General features: G+C 60.4%; 15 protein-coding genes. 8 read left to right on the forward strand and 7 right to left on the reverse strand.

Features of this window, described 5'->3' with window-relative positions:
* The first annotated feature begins 113 nt into the window (after positions 1-113).
* From TBK1r_RS08135 to TBK1r_RS08175, 8 genes are all read left to right on the forward strand, one after another.
* Positions 114-770, forward strand: coding sequence for a phosphoribosylanthranilate isomerase (locus TBK1r_RS08135; protein ID WP_419581118.1), 657 nt, complete (start codon positions 114-116; stop codon positions 768-770).
* 507 nt (positions 771-1,277) lie between these two features.
* Positions 1,278-2,624, forward strand: coding sequence for an adenosylhomocysteinase (ahcY, locus tag TBK1r_RS08140; protein WP_145208798.1), 1,347 nt, complete (start codon positions 1,278-1,280; stop codon positions 2,622-2,624).
* 669 nt (positions 2,625-3,293) lie between these two features.
* On the forward strand, positions 3,294-4,040 hold the full coding sequence (locus TBK1r_RS08150; RefSeq protein ID WP_095737391.1) for a ParA family protein: 747 nt from the start codon (positions 3,294-3,296) through the stop codon (positions 4,038-4,040).
* Positions 4,041-4,119: 79 nt separating this feature from the next.
* Entirely contained in the window at positions 4,120-5,016 is an 897-nt protein-coding gene (locus tag TBK1r_RS08155) for a ParB/RepB/Spo0J family partition protein (protein ID WP_419581547.1), read from the forward strand.
* A 283-nt stretch (positions 5,017-5,299) separates the two neighbouring features.
* Positions 5,300-7,423 carry an NfeD family protein gene (locus TBK1r_RS08160; protein ID WP_145208800.1) on the forward strand — a complete coding sequence of 708 codons (2,124 nt, stop codon included), beginning with the start codon at positions 5,300-5,302 and terminating at the stop codon, positions 7,421-7,423.
* Positions 7,424-7,426: 3 nt separating this feature from the next.
* Positions 7,427-8,014 carry an NfeD family protein gene (locus tag TBK1r_RS08165; protein ID WP_145208802.1) on the forward strand — a complete coding sequence of 196 codons (588 nt, stop codon included), beginning with the start codon at positions 7,427-7,429 and terminating at the stop codon, positions 8,012-8,014.
* A gap of 154 nt (positions 8,015-8,168) precedes the next feature.
* On the forward strand, positions 8,169-9,272 hold the full coding sequence (floA, locus tag TBK1r_RS08170; protein WP_145208804.1) for a flotillin-like protein FloA: 1,104 nt from the start codon (positions 8,169-8,171) through the stop codon (positions 9,270-9,272).
* A gap of 42 nt (positions 9,273-9,314) precedes the next feature.
* On the forward strand, positions 9,315-9,773 hold the full coding sequence (locus tag TBK1r_RS08175) for a hypothetical protein (RefSeq protein WP_145208806.1): 459 nt from the start codon (positions 9,315-9,317) through the stop codon (positions 9,771-9,773).
* A 63-nt stretch (positions 9,774-9,836) separates the two neighbouring features.
* Here the strand turns inward: TBK1r_RS08175 and TBK1r_RS08180 are convergent, their stop codons facing one another.
* From TBK1r_RS08180 to TBK1r_RS08210, 7 genes are all read right to left on the reverse strand, one after another.
* Positions 9,837-11,183 (reverse strand): serine/threonine protein kinase, encoded by a 1,347-nt coding sequence (locus TBK1r_RS08180; protein WP_145208808.1) that lies wholly within the window; start codon positions 11,181-11,183, stop codon positions 9,837-9,839.
* A 2-nt stretch (positions 11,184-11,185) separates the two neighbouring features.
* Positions 11,186-13,399 carry an APC family permease gene (locus tag TBK1r_RS08185; RefSeq protein ID WP_419581119.1) on the reverse strand — a complete coding sequence of 738 codons (2,214 nt, stop codon included), beginning with the start codon at positions 13,397-13,399 and terminating at the stop codon, positions 11,186-11,188.
* A 417-nt stretch (positions 13,400-13,816) separates the two neighbouring features.
* Positions 13,817-14,629 (reverse strand): TatD family hydrolase, encoded by an 813-nt coding sequence (locus TBK1r_RS08190; protein WP_145208810.1) that lies wholly within the window; start codon positions 14,627-14,629, stop codon positions 13,817-13,819.
* Between the two features lie 126 nt (positions 14,630-14,755).
* On the reverse strand, positions 14,756-15,031 hold the full coding sequence (locus tag TBK1r_RS08195; RefSeq protein WP_145208812.1) for a hypothetical protein: 276 nt from the start codon (positions 15,029-15,031) through the stop codon (positions 14,756-14,758).
* A gap of 100 nt (positions 15,032-15,131) precedes the next feature.
* Positions 15,132-17,435 carry a biotin/lipoyl-binding protein gene (locus TBK1r_RS08200; protein ID WP_145208814.1) on the reverse strand — a complete coding sequence of 768 codons (2,304 nt, stop codon included), beginning with the start codon at positions 17,433-17,435 and terminating at the stop codon, positions 15,132-15,134.
* Entirely contained in the window at positions 17,432-18,610 is a 1,179-nt protein-coding gene (locus TBK1r_RS08205) for an HlyD family secretion protein (protein WP_419581120.1), read from the reverse strand. Before TBK1r_RS08205 ends, TBK1r_RS08200 begins: the two co-directional genes overlap by 4 nt.
* Positions 18,607-20,376, reverse strand: a complete 1,770-nt coding sequence (locus tag TBK1r_RS08210) for an efflux RND transporter periplasmic adaptor subunit (protein ID WP_419581121.1) — start codon at positions 20,374-20,376, stop codon at positions 18,607-18,609. The genes TBK1r_RS08205 and TBK1r_RS08210 overlap by 4 nt, the downstream gene beginning before the upstream one ends.
* Positions 20,377-20,425 lie beyond the last annotated feature (49 nt).

Genomic DNA, 20,425 nt, shown 5'->3' on the forward strand with positions numbered 1-20,425 from the left:
GAGGGCTCCGCCGATGGAGCTCGCTGTTTTCGGGTTATCGTCATCACCCGTTGGAGCGGCCAGCGGAATTGGTGCAGTTTGTCTGGATTGAAGGGATCACTCGGGTAGCAACCGTGTTTCGTACAAAAATCTGCGGCGTTCGACTGGAGCAAGACGTGCGTGCGGTCGACCAATCGGGCGGCGACGCGATCGGATTGAACTTTTTCCCCAACAGCGTTCGCTACGTCGATCCGCAGTCCGAAGCCACCCAACAACTGTCCCGGCTGGCCAACGAGCTGGGACTGTTGCGTGTCGGCGTGTTCGTCAATGAGTCCGCCGAACGCATCGCCGCAAACGCCGCGACCGTAGGACTGGACGCCATTCAGCTGCATGGGGACGAACCGATCGAGTCGGCCGAGTCGCTGCGCTTGATGGGGTGGCCCGTGCTGAGGGCCATCAAGTTACCTCGAGGCGCGTTTGCTGCGGAGCTGATGGAGGAACGGTCAGCCGCTTGGGTCGCGATCGGCTGCCAGCTGTTGTTGGATGTGGATGCCGGTTCGGCGCACGGAGGCAGCGGCAAAACCTTGGACTGGCCCTCGGTGGCTTCATGGGCACACGACCATCCGTCGGTCGGCTGGACGCTCGCGGGTGGTTTGAAACCGGAGAACGTCCGCCAGGCGATCGATGCCACCGGAGCCGTTTCGGTGGACACCGCCAGTGGCGTGGAGTGCCCGCGCGGCGTCAAGAACGAATCCCGGATCAAGGCCTTCATCGCCGCGGCGATCGGCTGACCTCCGGCGACCGGCTGGCATCCCTCCGGGATACCGGAATCGCGGAGGCTCACCGTTGAGACAAACGGGGTATTTTTTTCAGCGGCCGCCCACGAGCCCTCCGGTCGTTCGATACTTTTTCGACGGGGCCACCGGACGGCTCGCGCCGTTCCGCTATCTCCTTCCATTTGTTGTCAGCGGCAGGCCGCGAGCCCTCTGGTACTCCAGGCCACGGAGGTCTGAGGGGCCGCGCGGCGCCCCTCGCGAATGCGTCGGCCGACCGTCGGGGGCTTTTCGGGTTCTTTTTGACCAGGCCCGGTGCCCAAAAAACGATCCCTCGCTAAACTACGCGGTTCAATCGAGTTGAATGGTCCGGCAGGTGCCGGCGCTCGATTCAGCCGTTTTCGATGGTTCGAAGACGGTTTGCAATCGCGTTCGGGGAGCGCGTGCCAGCGGGAGTCCCTGTGGTAGGTTCGTAGCCCCTCATACGTGAGTGAATTTGATTCACCACACTTTAGGAGTTTACCCGTGTCGCAAGTCGATACCGAACGATTGCCTTACAAGGTCAAGGATCTCTCGTTGGCCGAGTATGGCCGCAAAGAGATCAATTTGGCCGAGACCGAAATGCCGGGCCTGATGGCGCTGCGCAAGAAGTACGGCAAAGAAAAACCACTGGCAGGGGCCCGCATCGCCGGCTGTCTGCACATGACGATTCAGACGGCGGTCTTGATCGAGACGCTGATCGAACTCGGCGCCGAGGTGACTTGGAGCAGCTGCAATATCTTCAGCACCCAAGACCACGCGGCTGCCGCGATCGCCGCCGCCGGCATTCCCGTCTACGCCTGGAAGGGAATGACGGAAGAAGAATTCGACTGGTGCATCGAGCAGACCCTGACGTTCCCGTCGGGAGGAAAGCTGAACATGATCCTGGACGATGGCGGTGACTTGACCGCGATGGTTCACGATCGCTTCCCCGAATTGCTCGACGACATTTACGGCATCAGCGAAGAAACGACGGCCGGCATCCACCGTCTGGAAGTCCTCAATCGCTCCGGCAAGTTGCAGGTTCCGGCGATCAACGTCAACGACAGCGCGACCAAGAGCAAGTTCGACAACCTGTACGGCTGCCGCGAATCGCTGGCCGACGGCGTCAAACGAGCCACCGACGTGATGTTGGCCGGAAAGGTCGCCGTGGTCTGCGGCTACGGTGACGTCGGAAAGGGATGTGCCCACAGCCTGCAACGCTACGGCTGTCGCGTGCTGGTGACCGAGATCGATCCGATCAACGCCCTGCAGGCTGCGATGGAAGGCTTCGAAGTGACGACGATGGAAGAGGCCTGCAAAGAAGGCCGACTCTATGTCACCACGACGGGCAACAAAGACATCATCTTGGGCGAGCACATGAAGCAGATGCCCGAAGACGCGATCTGCTGCAACATCGGCCACTTCGATACCGAAATCGACGTGGCGTGGTTGGAGAACGAAGTCGAGCAGGGCCGGGCGACCAAGGACGAAATCAAACCAGCCGACATCGGTGCCGTGGACCGCTACACGTTCAACGACACCGGTCGCAGCGTGATCATTCTGGCCAAGGGCCGCCTGGTGAACCTGGGCTGTGCCACCGGACACCCCAGCTTCGTGATGAGCACCTCGTTCACCAACCAAGTGCTCGCACAGATGGAACTTTGGGGAAGCAAGGACACCAAGTCCTACAGCGTCGCCGTTCACATGCTGCCCAAAAAGCTGGACGAGGAAGTCGCCCGACTGCACCTCGATCAACTGGGCGTCAAGCTGACCCGGCTGTCCAAAGAACAAGCCGAGTACATGGGCGTCGATGTCGACGGCCCCTTCAAACCGGATCACTACCGGTACTAACGCAAGTTCCAAGTTGATCGTTCCAAGTTGAACGTTCCAAGTTTCAAGTTGACTCGCGGCGGGGATTCGCCCCGCGGCGAGTTTTTTATTGCGCCCGAATGCCGCGGAAGATGCGAGTGTTGTTGCCAACCGGCGACAACGAGCACGCCACGCGGTTCGCCAGCGGCGGTGGAACGGGGAGAGGATGGCTTTTGCTCCTTGGGCGGAGGGCTTGCCTGGGTGGCGGGCTCGCTTGGGTGGCGGGTTTGCTTGGGCGGAGGGCTTTCCGCTGCGATCGTTGTCAGCATTGCGTACCCAGGACTCAGTACCCAGGACTCAGTACCCAGGACTCAGTACCCAGGACTCAGTACCCAGGACTCAGTACCCAGGACTCAGTACCCAGGACTCAGTACCCAGTACCCAGGACTCAGTACCCAGGACTCAGTACCCAGGACTCAGTACCCAGGACTCAGTACCCAGGACTCAGGACTCAGGACTCAGGACTCAGGACTCAGGACTCAGGACTCAGGACTCAGGACTCAGGACTCACGCCCCTCACATCCCGACTTCCCGCGTCAACCCCAGTTTCTTGTGAAACCGACCTTGTTTCACCAGAGTGAGATTGCCTAGTTTCCCGCGAAACGAGAACCGCTGTTCGGTTCGAAGCTGTTTCTTTTGGGAACTTGGGCCGTGGGACGAATCCTTTGCGTTGTGAACCAGAAAGGCGGGGTCGGTAAGACGACCACCGCCGTGAATCTGGCGGCGGCGCTCTCGATTGCCGAACAGTCCTGCTTGCTGCTGGACATGGACCCGCAGTGCAACGCGACCAGCTCCCTGGGTCAGGAGCCGACCAATGGACATGCCCTGGTCAGCGACGTCTCGATTGCCGAATCGATCGTCCCGACGAGCCAGGCCAAGCTTTCCCTGTTGCCGGGCAGCCGCACGTTCCAAGACATTGATCTGCTGGCGACCTCGGACGACCAGCAATCGATGCGCGTCCGCAAGCACCTCGACAGCGTGCTGGACGAGTATGACTTTGTCTTGATCGATTGCCCGCCCAGCGTCGGCGAACTGACGCAAACGGCTCTGGCGGCCAGCACCGAAGTGTTGATACCGATCCAGTGCGAGTACTTCGCCATGGAAGGGCTGACCCAGCTGATCAAAACCATTCGCAAGGTCATTGTCGCCACCGACGGCAGACTGACCTTTGGCGGGATCCTGCTGACCATGTACGATCCCGGCCTGGAACTGACTCGCGAAGTGGACCAGGAGGTCCGCGAGTTTTTCGGTGATATCGTCTTTGAATCCGTCGTGCCGCGGGACGTTTCGCTCAGCGAAGCCCCCAGTCACGGCAAAAGTGTTTTCCACTACGCCCCGCGATCCCGCGGAGCGTTCGCTTATACGCAGTTGTGCATGGAGGTGCTACAGCGTGACTAGTTCATCTGCCGGGACAAAAGATCGTCGCTTGGGAAAAGGGTTGGCCGCATTGCTCGGCAGCCCGATGGACGAGGATGGCATGCTCTCCGAAGGCGACTCTCCGCGAGGCAAGTCTCGTGAGGGCGATTCAGCCGGCGTCCAAACGCTGTCGTTGCCGGTCAACGAGATCGAGAACAATCCCTTCCAGCCTCGACGCGAATTCAATCCCGACGAGATCGCCTCGCTGGCCGAGAGCATCAAGAGCCATCAGCAGCTGCAGCCGATTCTGGTTCGTATCGTCGACGGTCGCTACCAGCTGATCAGCGGCGAACGGCGTTTGCGGGCGACGATCCACGCCGGCATGGACACGATCCGTGCAGAGGTTCGCGAAGCCGATGATCGTCTGGTCGCGGAATTGGCCATCATCGAGAACCTGCAACGCAAGGATCTCAACCCGATCGAAAAAGCACTTTCGTTCAAACGTTACATCGACGAGCACAAGTGCAAACAAGATGACCTGGCGCGACGGCTGAGCATCGACCGCAGCACGATCGCCAACCTGATGCGTCTGCTCGAATTGCCCGAAAGCGTGCTGGACTTGTTGCAAGCCGGTAAAATCACCGCCGGACACGCACGTGCCCTGTTGCCGATCGGCGACGAACAGGTCCAAATCACGACCGCAAAAAAGATCATGGACGAGCGGATCAGTGTCCGGGCCACCGAAAGCCTGGTCGCGGAAATGCTGAAGGCCGAGGAGGACCAGGAGACCGGTCGCAAAGTCACCAACGCGACGCGGCAAAAACGCCGCCAAACGTCCCCGCACATCGAGGCGATGCAACAGGAATTCCGAATGGTTTTCGGCACCAAAGTCGAAATCAAAAGCAGCGCGCGTGGCCGCGGCAAGATCACCATCCACTTCAGCGATGGAGAAGAATTCGAACGGCTCCGCACCATGCTGACCGCGGAGTCGCGGCCCCAGCTGCGGGTAGCCGGCTAGCGGGCTGCAGCTAGGAACAACGACGGCGATACGCCGTCCGCCCTCCACGACCTTCGCTCGACCCCATACGCATCAAGTTAAGAAGTAACCCTCCCGTGTGCGGGAGGGTGACTTTAAAATCCGCACGACCTCCTTCCAGGAGCCTGAATCGCCAAGCGTCCGGACGGCTTTTTCTGCGGCATACCGGCAATCCCCTCCCCGCGACCGTTAACGACCTCGTCTCGGGGCATTCGTGCCCTATAATCACTCGTGCGTCGTTTCTGTCGTCTTTGGAGTGGGTGTCGTGACCTTACGAGCGTGGCTTTCGTTTGTCTTTCTGGCACTTCTGTGCATCTCGCCGGGATTCTCGGCCGATGCCGAGAATGGGTACGTGGTGGATGTGCCCGTCCCACTGGGCGGCCAATCGGCCACAGCGCTGATCGGACAGCTGGAGCGATTGGCAAAATCCGCGCCACAAGACGGGCGGCTGGACGTCGTGCTCCGTTACGATGCGGAGTCCTCCGGAGGCGAAGCGACCTCGTTCGAAGACGCGTTGAAAGTCGCCCGGGCGGTCACCGGCGACCGGCTCCGGTCGCTGCGAATCGTGTCCTTTGTCCAAGGCAGCGTGACCGGTCATTCACTGCTGCCGATCCTGGCATCCGACTCAATCCTGCTTTCATCAGGCGCCCGACTGATCGATGCCTCCGCCGGCGAGAGCGACCAGGACGAAACGATCGTCTTGGCCTATCAAAGCATCGCCGCCCGCCGTGGCCTGTTTCCAAAACCGGTCGTCGCCGCGCTGATCGATCCCGACGTCGAACTGGCTTGGGTCAGCAACGTCGGCGGCGGAAAGTCCTTCGCCGGGGGTGAAGAACTCGTGAAACTACGTGAAACAGGCGAGGTTTTAGAAGAAGAAGTGTGGAGCGCGGCGGGCGTGCCGGCCACCGTCTCGGCCGATCAGCTGCGGTCGGCGCGGATCGCCGCCGGCATCGTCGAGACGCTCGAAGAAGCCGCCGAAGTGCTCGACCTGGCACAGATCATTCCCGTCGAATCGGACGCCATCGGGGGAGTCACCAACGGAGTGCTGCTGGAAATCACCGGCTCAATCTCTCGCAGTCGGGTGCGGCGCTGGCAAAGCAATCTCAACGGGTCGCTGGTCGAGGGCTCGGTCAACACGTGGCTGATAGCACTCGATTCGATCGGCGGCGACCTGGATCAAAGCGCCAGCTTGGCCAGCTCATTCGCGATGCCCGAACCGCCGCTGCGAACCGTCGTCGGGCTTGTCAGTAAAGAAGCTCGCAGCGACAGCGCGCTGTTGGCGGTGGCGTGCAAACCGCTGTACATGACCCCCGATGCGATCCTGGGCGGGACCGGCGCCGATGAGATCTCGCTGACCGATCTGGACAATCACGACGAGCTGATCGACAGCATCGCCCGAGCCACCAAACGCCCCGTGGGCTTGATCCGCGGCCTATTGTGCAGTGACCTGGAAGTCTATCGATACACCAACAAGAAGACGGGCAGGGTCAAATACACCACGCCGGCTGACCTGGTTTCCCAATCCGACGATCCCGACTTGGAACGCGATCGCTGGGAAAAAGGCGAACGCATCGAAATGAAAGAAGGACTGACCGCCGAACGAGCCATCGAGCTGGGACTGGCCGACGGGCGCAGCGATTCGCTCGACGATGTCGCCCGTCGCAGCGGCATGGAAGCGGTGCCCAAACCGGTTTCCGATCGAGGCCTGGTTCGATTCGTCGAACGACTCGGTCGCAGCCAAGGTCTGATGATGATCTTGCTGATGGTCGGGTTCGTCGCCCTGTCCGCAGAAATGAACGCCCCCGGCATGGGTGTGCCCGGTTTTCTGGCCATGGTCTGCTTCGGATTGTTCTTTTGGATGAACTACTTGGCCGGAACCGCCGAATGGCTGGAGCTGGTCCTGTTGATGCTCGGACTGTGCTGTATCGCGTTGGAGATCTTCGTGATTCCCGGTTTCGGAATCTTCGGCATCGGCGGGCTGATCATGACGATCGCATCGATCGTGCTGATGAGTCAGACCTTTGTGTTGCCGCAAAACTCCTACCAACTGGCCGTCATCACGCGGGGACTTTGGGCAGCCCTGGGAAGCCTGCTAGGCCTGTTCGGGGGGTTTGTATTGATGCGGCAATTCTTTCCCCATCTGCCGCTGTTTCGCCACTTGATCATGGAAACACCGGACGCCGAAGCGATCCACCAAGCCGAGAAACTCGCGGATTTTAGCGCGTTGTTGCACCAAACCGGTCAAACCACGACTCCGCTGCGACCGAGCGGAAAAGCCCGTTTCGGCGATCAAGTCGTTCAAGTCGTCAGCGACGGGTCGATGATCGACAAAGGGGTCTCGGTGACCGTGATCGATGTGCAAGGTGCCAAGGTGGTCGTCGAAGAATAGCCCATGCCGCTGACATACTCCCTTGCTTTGCTAGCACTCTTTTACGTCCTGCTGGTGGGCGAGTTTTTCATTCCCAGCGCGGGGATGGTTGGTTTTGCCGCCGCGATCGCCGCGACGACATCGATTGTGATCGCGTTCACGCACAGCGCGACGGCTGGTTTTGCCGTGACGGCCACCGTCGTGCTTTCCACGCCGGTGGTGCTGGTCATGATGATCCGCTACTGGCCGCACACGGCGATCGGCAAACGGATCCTCAACCGTCGCCCAGGCCAGCTCGACGAGCCGACCGAAAGCCGCTTGCGGAGCGGCGAGAAGCGGAAAGATTTGGTGGGACGCTCCGGGATCGCCAAAACCAACCTGCTTCCCAGCGGGTTGGTCGTCATCGACGGCAAACGACTCGACGCGGTGTCCGACGGCAGCCCGATCGATGCCGGCACGGAAATCGTGGTGATCAGCGCGGTGGCGGGCAAGTTGCGCGTTCGGGTTGCCGAGCGAGCCGACTTGCATCCCGAACAAGTCGACGTTGAGCGGCGAACGGAATCGATCGAGGCGACGCTCGAGTCGCTGGATCTGGATGAATTGGACGAGTAACCGTGGGCAGGTTTGTCGACGGGTGTCGCGGGCCGCGATCGGATCCGGTACATTTGACAAAGGTATTGTCGGTCCAAGGACGTGGAATCATCACACGGGTTGGCGTGACAAACTGATCGGCTGAACTCGATTCGCACGGACAGGATGCAACACAATGGTTTTCGGGTCGTCACCTCCAGCTACTCTCATCGCGTGGTCATCGAATTTACTTGCCGTCGAAGCAAGTGATTTGACCGTTCCGGCGCTCGTGGGCGCCTTGATTTTGATCGGCATCGCGCTGGTCGTCTTTTTTGTGTTTGCCAGCTACTTCGGCATCTGGGTGCAATCCTGGTTGACCGGTGCCGGCGTGGGCATCGGCGACTTGATCGGCATGACATTTCGAAAGGTCAATGCACGGTCGATCGTCCGCAGTAAGATCATGGCCGTCCAAGCGGGCTTGGATGACCCGGCGATGACCAGCGAGGCATTGGAAGCACATTACCTGGCCGGCGGAAACGTGCAACAAGTCGTCCGTGCGGTGATCGCGGCCAAGAAAGCCAAAACGATTTCGTTGACGTTCCGCGAGGCCGCCGCCATCGATTTGGCCGGACGCGATGTCTTGGAATCTGTCAAAACCAGCGTGTACCCCAAAGTGATCGACTGCCCGCCGCGTGGCTCCGTCAAACCGTCGTTGGATGCCGTCGCCAAAGACGGAATCCAATTGAAGGTGCGTGCGCGAGTCACGGTTCGAGCCAACTTGCAGCAGTTGATCGGCGGTGCGACCGAAGAAACCATCATCGCACGCGTCGGCGAAGGGATTGTCAGTGCGATCGGCAGCGCGGACAGTCACGCCGCGGTGCTCGAAAACCCCGACGTGATCAGTAAAGCCGTGCTCGCCAAACGTCTTGATTCGCAAACCGCGTTTGAAATCGTTTCGATCGACATCGCGGACATCGATGTCGGGGCCAACATCGGCGCCCGGCTGATGGCGGACCAGGCCGAAGCCGACACGCAAGTCGCCCGGGCTCGCGCCGAAGGCAAACGTGCCGCGGCGGCGGCGGAAGAGAAAGAGATGGAAGCCAAGGTCGAAGAAAGCCGTGCCGCGCTGGTGATGGCCCAAGCGTCCGTCCCGGAGGCGATGAGCGAAGCGTTCCGAACCGGAAAGCTGCACATCCTGGATTACTACAAATTGCAAAACGTGAGCGCCGACACGGAGATGCGGAAATCGATCGCATCGACGGGCCAGTCACGAAACAGTTCCGACAGAAAGAACGCATGATCGATGCGTCCAATGCGACTCAGACCAACACCCGAGTGAAGCATGGCTGGTGATCTAGAAGACTTTCTCAAACGCGCCGCCGAACGCCGCGCCCAAAAGCAACAACAGGCCGGTGGTGGTGGTGCAGGCGGTGGCAGACCGGCAAGGCCGGCGCCGAAACCACGGCCCAAACCGGAATACACCGAGGCCAGGCGGGAACGTCAAGTTCGCCAGCGCTACGAAGAACCGATTCCGGTGGCAGAACTCGTCGAACCGGTCAACCCGCTTGCCGAACAACAGCGCAAGTTGGCCGAGTCGAAGAAAAAAGCCGCCGAAGCACGCGAAAAACTGGCGCAACAACAACGCGACATTCACGAGCCTCAGGAAGCCGATCGCGGAGTCATCTCCATCGCCGGCGGATCACCCGCGGAGCAATTGTTGGATCTGATCCAACGTCCCGGCGGGTTGCAGCAGGCGTTCCTGCTACGCGAAATCCTGGAACGCCCCGAAGACCGCTGGTAAGCCGGCCGCTCCGTCCCACTCAACGTCGGGCATGCTGTGCATGCCGGTCGTGCTTCGTCAACGCTACTGCGACACGAACTCGCGGACGCAGTACAGCGCGGTGAGGGCACCGAGCACGATGCCGAGCATCAGCCCGCCGACAAAGCCCACGGGGAAAGGTTTGCGGCGTTCTCGCGGCATCGACGGATCGATCGGTTGATCCAACACCAGCGGAATCGATGAATCCGAGGGGACCATTCCGACCTTGGACCCCTGCGTGCCAGAGCTTTGGTTGCCGGAACCCTGTAGGCCGGAACTGTACTGGCCCGAACCGATCACCGGTGGCCCATCGGCGGAGACCGTTGGCCCCCACTCCGGTCCGTCATCCATTCCGATCGGCGGCGCCGTCCATGCCTGACGCTCGATCGGCCGATCGACTTCAAACGAGGTCGTGCACCAAACCTCCAATCGCTCGGCCACTTCGTTCGCGGTCGCGATACGCCGCGACGGATCCTTTTCCATCATGTCGGCGATCGTGTCCACGAAGTCCTCGGACAAATCCGGGGCAAATTTTCGCGGATGCCAGGGCGTCTGCTCGCAGTGTCGTTTGCATTTGCTTTTGGAATCGCCACCGGGAAAGGGCACCTTGCCCGTCACGGTGTAATACAGCGTACAACCGAGCGAGTAGAGATCGCTGGCCGGTCCGATGGCCCGGGGATTTCGAATCTGTTCGGGGGACAGATAGTCCGCGGTCCCGACGATCTTTCCGGCGCGTGGATCGTCATCCAATCCCATGCTCCACGCAGCCAAGCCGATGTCAGAGACCTTGGCGTGGCCTTCGGGGGTCACGAGGATGTTTCCCGGTTTGACGTCGCGATGCACCAGCCCCAAGTCGTGAGCGTATTGAAGCCCCCGTGCGGCTTGCGAGATCACCAAAGCAGCGTGATTCATGCTGAGCGGGCCGCCGCGACGCACCAATTTCCGCAAGTCGGTTCCCGGAACATATTCGGTGACCAGGTAGTGCACACTGCCATCTCGGCCGGCGTCGTAGGCGCGGACGACGAAGGGGCAGTCCAACCCGGCCTGCACGCGGATTTCACGGGTGAAGGAATCTCGCGAGAGGGCCGTCGACTTTTCTAGCGGCAGCACTTTGACGGCGCATTCGCGGCCCATCACTTTGTGCACGGCCTTGAAGACTTGCCCCATTCCTCCCTGGCCGATCCAGTCGGTGATCAGGTAAGGTCCCAACGTCAACTTGGTCCGTCCGGTGTGTAGTTGTTGCGCCTGGTAGGCGGTCAACAGTCCGCTTTTGACCAGGGTCGCGGCGATCAATGCATCGTCGTCCGCACCGACTTTATCGATGACTTTGGCCATCTGACGCTGGGACACCAAGCCGCTGCGGATGGCAGATTCTTTGAACACACTGCCCATGTCTAACTCTCCAACTTCATTCCGCCGCCGCTTCGCACCAGCGCGACCCGTGGTAAGTCGCCGACGAGTTCTTCCAGGTGCATCAGAAACTCCGTATCCTCGCCTTCGGCAGGAATCGCAAGCCCCAGATAGACGAACGCGGCATCACGGCTGGTCGTTTGGATGGCGTGCGCCGCATTATCGCTGACGACGACTTTGGTTTGCCCGACGATTCGGGCTTCCCTGAGCAAACCTTCCAAGTGGGAGTTTACTTCATCGATCGCCGAATCGCTTTGCACGACCCGCAGTAATCGCAACTGCCGCCCCTGCCAGGTCGGGTGGGACAGCATCAGATGGGCCAACAACACCATCAATTCACCGTTGGCCCGTCCCCGCCACCAGACGTCGACGGTCCCGCTGGGCGCGACGTCCTCGCCTTCGGATTCATCGATCTGCCGCAGCACCACCACGCTGCGATCGAGGCCTTCGAGATTTCGCAGCAGGCCGCCAAAGACGTGCATTCGATCGGCCGACAAGGGGCATCCCATCAAAACCACGTTCGGTCGCAACCGTCCCAGCCCCTGGCACTGTACCAGCGCCTGAACCCCCGCGGTGTAATCACTGGCCACGACCACGGCGGGAAAGGCGGCCAGCCGGCGTTCCTTGATCATCGCGTGCAAGATCGATTCCTGACTCGCCAGACGCTCGGATTGGTCATCCAGTCCACCGGGGATCACCTGCGCCAATGCCAAAACCCCTGTCTCCCGCGACAACCAACTGCCAAACACGACCAGGTGCGGACGCGAGAATCCGCTGCCACTGAATGCCAGGATAAACGGTCGCCAGTTCTTGGGATGGTACAGACTGTCTTCCAGCTTCAACAGATTGCGACGGGTGCGTTCGAACAACAAGCCGCTGCCCAAATCGCCCCAATCGGCGTTCACATCCGCACGCGTCAGGTAGGAGTGCAAGGCGGCGACCAAACCGCTCGCCACGATCGCCCAGCGCCAATCGATCAACAACATCACCAGCCCACAGCCGATCGCGCCGGCGAGGGCAGTGACCCAATTGCTGTAACGGAACTGGGGCCGGTAACTGGGGTTGTTGGTGATCGATTCGTAGAACGTCGCCAGATTGAGAAGTCCGTAGGTCAGCAGGAACGCCATCGTGATCAGGGGCGCGATCGAATCGAGGTCCGCCGCCATGATGCCGGTTTGAGCGATCAGTGCCGTGACCAAGATCGCCCGCCGAGGCTCACCGTCGTCGCTGCTGACGCCCAGGGGTACCAGTTGCAAGAAGACACGGTCGCGGGCCAGCGATTGCAAGATCCGCGGGGCCCCCATCATGCTGCCCAGCGCCGAGGAAAGCGTCGCCGCAAAAACGCCCAGCGTGATCAACAACGGAAACATCGCCACATTGCTGACGACCATGTTGCTGCCGATCAAGTCTTCACGACTCGCGCTGCCGCCCAGACAAACCGCCATCGATGCATAAATCAACATCGTGACGACGACGGCTGAGAGCGTGCCGATCGGGATCGAACGCGCCGGATCACGAAGATCACCCGACATGTTCGCCCCCGCCATGATCCCGGTGACCGCGGGAAAGAACAACGCAAAGACGGTCCAGAATGACTCCGTCCCCTCGAACCCGGTGCCCCAATTGGACGCCAAATTCTGCATGTCGAAGTTCCCGGCCGCACCGCCGAAGAACGACAGCAGCGAAATCACCACGCTGGCCAAGATCACGAATTGAATCTTGATCGCCCAGCTGGCACCGACCCAAACACAAACGGTCACCATCAGATTGGTCAAAGACGCAACCAGGATCGGTGACGTTCCCTCGGGCAGCAACACCAACAACGCTTCGGAAAAACCGATCACGTACATCGCCACCGAAAGCGCCTGGGCGGCAAAAAAGACCAATCCGATCGCGCCGCCAAATTCCGGCCCCAGGCTGCGGCTGATCAGAAAGTACGCGCCTCCGCCTTCGACACGCGTGTTGGTGGCGATCGCTGAAAGCGACAAACTGGTCAGGGTGGTGATGGCGTTACTGGCCAAGACGATGACCAGGGCAGCAAAGACGCCGGCCTGTCCCACGACAAAGCCGAAACGCAAAAACATGATGACGCCCAGGATCGTCAGCACACAGGGTGTGAAGACGCCCCCGAAGGTCGAAAATGAATTCCCTTTCTCTCCACCCTTCACAGCGGACTCCGGATCGCTTGACGGAAACACACGACCGGTTCGAACCCAACCGGCCGGTCACCGCAGTGATTCTAGCGGCCGGGGACCGTTTGCGGGATCCCGCGACGCCCGCCCCATTCCAATCGCGGACGCCACGGCCTGTCGATCTAAGCCCGTACGCGTTAACAAGGGGCCACGCGGCGCCCCTCGCCCCTGCGTACCTGGAATCAGTGCGCTGATTTTGGAACTTCGATTCAATCGACAGGAAATCAAACGGGCCGATTGCAGTGCAACGCTAGTAGTGCCCGCGTGAAGACAGCCCCATTACGCGATAATAATGAACCCACGGATGGCAGCGCGAACCCACGGATGAAAACCAGCTAACGATCCGTGGGTTCGCGCTGCCATCGGTGGGTTTAAATGGGGAGGGACCGGAGACGCTTGCGCCCAATCAAACTCGATACCGCACTACCTGCGTGGGGTGAAATTGAACTGCTTGCTTTTGGAAAAGAATTCAAGCGGGTTGTCGTAAACGACTTTGCGGACCAGGGATTCCGACAGACCGCGACGTCGCATCTCGAAGATCAGATCCGGGACCGCAGTCGGTTTACTCGGCCCCCAATCGCCGGCCGAATTGACCAACAACCGCTCGCCGCCGGTCTGCTCGATCATGTCGACCGCTCGCTCGGGCGTGCATTTGGTGACCGGGTAAAGCGTCATTCCGCCCCAGAACCCGCGATCCAACACTTCGCCGATCGTGTGCTCTTCGACGTGATCGACCAAAATCCGATCGCGCTGCAGGCGTTTGTCATCACACAGCATGTCCAGAATCATCCGCGTTCCCTGGTATTTGTCTTCCAGGTGCGGCGTGTGGATCAAAATCGATTGGCCGTGCTCGGCGGCCAGATCCAGATGCTCCAAGAAAATGGTGGCCTCGTTCTTGGTGTTCTTGTTCAGCCCGATCTCGCCGATCCCCAGCACATTGGGCTTGTCCAAAAACTCGGGAATCATCGCGATCACGTCGCGTGACAGCTGGACGTTTTCGGCTTCTTTGGCGTTGATGCACAACCACGTGAAATGCTGGATCCCGTATTGTGCCGCCCGAGCCGGCTCGGTTTCGGTCAACTGACGAAAGTAATCACGGAATCCGTCGACGCTGCCCCGGTCATATCCGGCCCAGAACGCCGGTTCACTCATCGCCACACAGCCCATCCGCGCTAGGGTCGCATAATCATCCGTCGTGCGGGAAACCATGTGGATATGCGGGTCGATGTAGTCCATACGTGATCTATGTCAGTGAAAGTGAAAGTTGACCGCGACGATGCACCACTCGCGGGGCATCGATCGACAAAAGTCATCGCGCGACTCGTTCGGCGACCTGCCTGAAGTTTAACGCAAGCCCGACGTTTACGCTTCTGTGATCCCCAGTTGTTGACGCCAATCGGTGTCATACTTTCGCGAAAACAATTGCTGCAACCGCTCCGCCCGACTCGGCTCCTCGGACAACAGAATCTTCGTCGCTTCGATCAACAGCTCGCGTTTCGATCTTGCCCCATCCTCAAGCGGCGCTGTTTCACACGCCCGGTCGATTCGATCCAGCGTCGCGGCAACTTCCAACAGCTTCGCCCGGACCTCCAAAAACGATTCCGCGACAATTTGATCGCCGTTTCGCACGTTTGTCATAAAATTGCTCGATGATTAAAAATGCCGGCTCTGTCGTTCATTCTCGCTCAGTATAACCCAGACGTGCTGCTTCGCTCGACTCCCCCCAGCGTGTACTTGATCACAGCCCTCGGTACTCCAGCGCCGCGATGCGACGCAAACGATGCCACAAACTGCTCGCTTCCACATTGATTTCCGCCAGCGCCACCGACCGCAACGGTAGCGGCGGCGACGAAGCCGGGTCGAGCGTGATGCGGACAAAATAGTTCGCCTGCGACACGTCCAGCCGATCCTTCGAATCCGCGGCCTCGACGAGCAACTCCGGGGGGATCGATTCTCCGGCGGCTCGTTCGAAATGTCGCACCGTATCTTGAACCAACGTCTTTTCGATCATTGAGTCTTGAGTCACTGCTCCTTGAATCACTGCTCCTTGAATCTGACCTCGCGATCGTGACGCGTGGCGAATCCGCACGTGCTGTCCGGCGCGGATCAGACCGACGTGACTCTGGTCCACCAGCGCGACCCCCTTTCGATGCTCGGGGTGTCCGACCCAACCCATCAACGTGCCCGACGGAACCCATTGTCCGGGACGCCACTTTCGATCCCGCGCATCGATCGGGGTTGGGATCGAATGTGTGAAGCGACCGGCGGAACGGGCGACCAGTGTCAATCGTTGCTTGCGTTGGGCGATCAACCGACGATGCTTCTCCGCCGCCTCGCTGCGTTTCAATGCAACGGACAAGGCGGCGGAGTTTTCAGCTGGGGTGCCCTTGCGTGACTGCCACGCGGCGACGAGCGCCGTGGCCACGGCGAGTTCCGCATCGGCCTGCGCCAGTTGGTCGTCGAGGTCATCGTTCCGCAGCCGAATCAGTACTTGGCCGGATTCAACCATCGTCCCCGACTCGGCCAGCTCGACGATGCGTCCCGATTCAATCGCGTGCAATTCCTGCTGCTCGGCGGCTACCACCAACACCGGCACGACGACTCGCCTGGAAAACGGAATCACCATCCCGATCCACAGCAACCCGACTACAGCCGCAACAAACACGATCGGCCGGCGATGATTCCACCATCGTCGGCGATGCGGCGCCGACGACTGGCCGCTGGAATTTTGCCCCGACCGCGGCCGTGCATCGGGAGACCGCAGCACCGAGGTGATGGCCCGCAAGAGCATTGATCCCAACAGCGCCGCGGCAAACGCGGCGCCCAACCAGCCCAGCCCCACATCGACGGATCCGTGGTAGATCAAGAGCGTCAGCAGCCCGACGACGAACAAACGATACGCCGCGCTAGCGGCGGCATAAAACACCAGCGCCGTCGTTGGCACGGCACGCCCGATTTGCGGAACCACGTCGGCGTCGGCCGCTTGGCCCCACACCCCTTTTCGTACCACGTTTCGCATCGCCTGGTTGGCTCGTTGCGAAAGGTTCGGAACACCGATCCAATCGGCCAACATGAAATAGCCGTCGTAGCGCAACAAGGGGTTGCCATTGATCAACACCGTCGAGACGCAACAGACCACCATCACGACGAGCGCCAAATCGTGAACGATCGACGCATCGGTCACCGCCCACACGATGGTTGCCAGTCCGGCAAGACACAATTCGGCCATCATGCCTGCGGCGGAAACCAACACCCGCCGGCTGCGACGCGGAACACGCCACAAATCGGAAACATCGCAGTACAAACAAGGCGCTCCGAACAATAACATCACGCCCAGCTCACGGCACTCCGCCCCGACCCATCGACACGCCACCACATGCGCCAATTCATGAATCGATTTGGCCGCCGCAATCGTGACCAACACCAAAACAAACCAAACTGGATCGCGGCGGGCAACGGCGCGCGAAAGTTCGCCGGTCAACACGTCGAACCGGGCAACCAGCAGCGCGAGGGAAATCACGGTCAGGCCAATCAAGCCGATCCATATCGCTTTCGAGCTTGACCATCGCTTGGCTGTCTTGGGAATCTGGAACCAGGCGTTCGGGTTCAGCCCCGGCAATCGAAACGCAACCATCTTGCCCAGCCATCGGCTCAACCGAGTGGAAAAGGGAAACGCTGCGTGTTGGCCCAGCGATTGATCAAACACCGCCCGATCGATCGGCCCGCCGTTGCCGACCGTCACCAGCATTCCTTTTCGACGAGCCTGCGCGTAAAACGAAACCAACGCATCCACGCTGGATTCCAACGGCTTGATCGTCGCGGCGGCGATCTGGCAAAGCTCGCGGATCGAGTGACCGCCATCGGCAAGTTCCAACAAACGCTTTTCGATTTTGGAAAGGTAAAACCATTCGCCGGCCAAAGGATCGTTCACAACCCAATAGCCTTCTGCGGCCCCGATTCCGTCGACCCAACGGAAGTAGAGATCGCCGCGAAGTCGCCAGACGTCGCGATCGTTTCCATTGGCCGATGCCGATCGATTCACCAATCAATCTCCACTTGATCACCAGGGAAAAAGGCGCTGCCGTCGATCCGAACCAGAAACCGAAATTCGCCGCTGACCGAATCTCGCTCGGAGCTGACGAAATCGATCGTCCCGTCGACCTCGCGGTCCGCCGATGACAGGCGAACCTGTTGACCGCGTTTGGGTCGGACCCGCCCGCTGAAAAAACCTTCCGCATGCAGTTGATCAAGGTTGATCACACGCACCACCGAGTCTCCCGGTCGAACCCACTCGCCGCGGCGTTTGAAGATTTCGACAACCACACCATCGATCGGTGACGCGACCCGATGCCGCGCGACGGTCAACTCCTGAATCTGAAGCGTCTTCTGTTTTGACTCGATGTCCAAACGCAACGACTCCGCGTCGGCGACCGCAACGGATCGTCGCAGCTCCGCCCGTTGGGCCGCCAGTTCGGCGATCTTCACCCCCTGAGCTTCCCCCTCGGCCGAAAGCTGATCCATCCGCCGCTGAAACTCCGCCTCCACGCGTTCCAAACGCGAACGATCGTATTTCAATCGCAGGTTTTCCAGCTCGGAATCGGAGACGCTGTCGGCGAATTGTTCACGCGCGCCGATCGCACGCGACCATTCGTTCTTGGCCACCGCTTCCGCTTTCTCGGCGGCCGACACGCGAACCTGACTGAGCGCTTTTTCGGAGGCGATCTTGGCCAATAATCGTTGTTGCTGCAAAACGGCTTCCTTCTCGTTGGACTCCGTTGCGGCAATCTTGTCGTCGCGGTATTGGCTCGATCGTTGCCGACTGATCGCCAACTCCGTCGCCGCCAGTTCACGCTGAGCGTCGCTGATGCGGTCGTCGATGCGGGCGATGACTTGCCCCGCCTTGACGGTATCACCCAAGCGAACGTCCAAACTTTCGATCGCACCTGGCTCAAGCGCAGGGACCTCGACTTGATCAATCAACTTGATCACCAACGGGCCGACCACCTGGGGTTCGTTTGCACCGATCGTCGGCAACGGCATCACCAACATCAACCACGCATGGGCAAGCGTGATCCTCACCGCCCGCCCGATGCCCCCGTGAAGGTTCATCCAATTCATTTGACCGCGCTGCGTCGACGTCACGAAGCCGGGCGGCGCGTCGATCACACGCTGATGGTCCGCTCGCTTCGTGCCGGTTCGGATTCGATTTCGATTCACAACCATCCCCACAATCTGAGTTGTTCGATGACTTTACGGCAGAGCACGAACCCCGCCGCCGCTCGATCGCAATCGATCCAGCCGACGACGCCCGCGTCCGCAGCAAACGTTGCGTCCTGGTCATTGGGATCGATCGACGCAGTGACGACCAACCGGCCGAAACGGTCTAGGGACGCCGCCTGGTCCAAGCCACGCAACGTGCCCTGCCGTTGACGCTGCGGTTCGGAACGGATTCGAAAGTGACACTCGACCGGGGCGTCGTCTTGCCGCTCGGCGGCCGCCAACACGTATCCGAACTCCTGGTCCGGCACGTCCAATTCCACCCGGTACCCGTCCTGTTGATCGATCACGCGAATCACCGAATCCCCCACGCGTACCGGGCGTGGCGTTTGCAGTTGCCCGACGTCATCCGGCGTCACCAACGTCACCGTTCCGTCGATCGGGCTGTGCACGACCATGTCAGCCTGGCGTTGCTGCAGCAGCGTGATCTGACTGTCCAGCCCCTCGAGTCGAGCTTCCAGGACGCGGCGATCGGAGGTAACGTCCTTGGAGGAATCATCACCGCGGCGCGTCGCCGCAATTTGCAACTGTTCCTGCACCGCGACCGATTCGCCGCGCAAACGCGTGATTTGCAAATCCAGTTCGTGGCTGGAGAATTCGCAAAGTACCTGACCGGCGCTCACCCGCATCCCCGACTGGCACGCCATCCGCCGGATTTGTCCGGTCACCGGCGCATACACCGTGTGCTGGGTGCGTGGAACAATGCGACCGTCGGCGGCAACACGAATCGTCATCGGGTACAAGCACAGAAACGCCAACAGTGCGGCCGCCGCAGCAATCCGCCATCGGATGGAACGCTGCCCGAGCCAATCCCGTCCCCGACGCAGATAACCGCGAGGCCGCGATCGCAACACGTCTCGGATCGCCGCATCGAATAACTGGCGTTGCGCCGCTGTGAGATCGGCTGCACATCGCTGGTCGGCATCGAAGACTTCACCGATCGCCAACATCTTGCCAGCCGCAAATCGTGTGACCAGCAATTCAACGGCGTGACCGGTTTGAAAAAACGTCGCGACCGCATCGTCGTCTTCGCCGCGAAACGTGACGGTGGCGCGTGGCGCTGCGACAAATTGTTGATCGAGCTGCCGGTCGATCGTGGTTGCGATCGCCTGGGTCTGATGGACTTGATCGGCGCGGGGATCGAACCGCGCTTGGACCGACGATCCGACCAGTTCAAAGCGTGCACCGCAACGCAGCAGCAAACTCAATCGATCCACCTGCATCGACGATCCCAGCTCGATCGCGATGCGATGCAAACGCACGCTCCACGGGCCATCATCGAACAGCCGAGTGCTCAACTGGGAAACCGAATCGAGTTCGTTTTCGGTTTCGTCCAGACGGATGCGAGCGATCGCACCAACCAGCAACCCACCGATCGCAGGCAACGCTTCTTCGACCGCCCGCCGAGTGGTCGTGTCCGACGCCGAGTCTGGACGCAGCCAGAGTTGAATCGACAACGCGGAAGCGTCCGTCACCGCGGCGTCCCACCCCAGATCCGCTGCCCGTGAAGGCCGCGCCCCGACCGCGCAAAGTGGCGGGTCCATCGAATCACCGAGACAACCGATCTCGACCGCCGCCACCGCAGGCAACTGCTCCATCAGCTCGCCGGCTGTCCGCAGGAACAATCCCCGATCCAACGCCGATTTCAATCGCGTCTCAAGCGTTGCGATGACCACCGCGCAAGCGTCCCAGGGATCATTCGACATGGCAGAACCACCGGCCTGGCATGCAACGCTGTGAAGCATTTTTTAGCGG

The organism is Stieleria magnilauensis, from assembly GCA_007753675.1.
Taxonomy (GTDB): Bacteria; Planctomycetota; Planctomycetia; order Pirellulales; family Pirellulaceae; genus Stieleria; species Stieleria magnilauensis.